Annotated in this window: 1 protein-coding gene; it reads right to left on the bottom strand. The window is 53.8% G+C overall.

The window, feature by feature from the left end:
* Positions 1-16: 16 nt before the first annotated feature.
* The coding region (locus ACPYOP_RS32990) for an IS630 family transposase (RefSeq protein WP_481414390.1) at positions 17-532 on the bottom strand (516 nt) is incomplete at its 5' end.

Raw genomic sequence — 532 nt, 5'->3', positions numbered from 1 at the left:
TTAAAGCGTGTCGCATTTATCTGGCCTCATAGCCGGCGGCTTTGAAATAGTTGCGGCATTCTGCGACTGAGAAAAGGTTTATGATGTCGCCGAGAGCTTTCGTGATTGCGTCGAAGCTTCGTGCGGCTCGCTTTCTCAGAAGTGCTTTGAGCTTGGAGAAGGCCATTTCGATGGGGTTCAGGTCTGGCGAATAGGGTGGCAGAAAGAGAAGCCACGCGCCTTTCGCTTTGACCAACTGTTCGGCGCGCTCACTTTTGTGAAAGCCGACATTGTCAAGGATAACGACATCGCCGGGCGACAATGTCGGGGCAAGCTGAGTGTCTATCCAAGTTTCGAAGATACGGCTGTTCATTGGTGCATCGACGATGAAGGGAGCCGTGAGGCCATGGCATCGCAGCCCAGCGATGAAGGTCTGTGTCTTCCACTTTCCGAAAGGGGCATAGGCGTTGAAGCGATTGCCCTTGGGAGACCAGCCGGTGCGCTTTGTCAGGCGTGTATTCGTTGACGTCTCGTCGATAAAGATGAGACGCGA

It is taken from the genome of Rhizobium sp. KNZ2-6A (genome assembly GCF_056755475.1).
The sequence above is the reverse complement of the archived record's forward strand: the minus strand, read 5'-3'. Positions and strand labels throughout refer to the sequence as shown.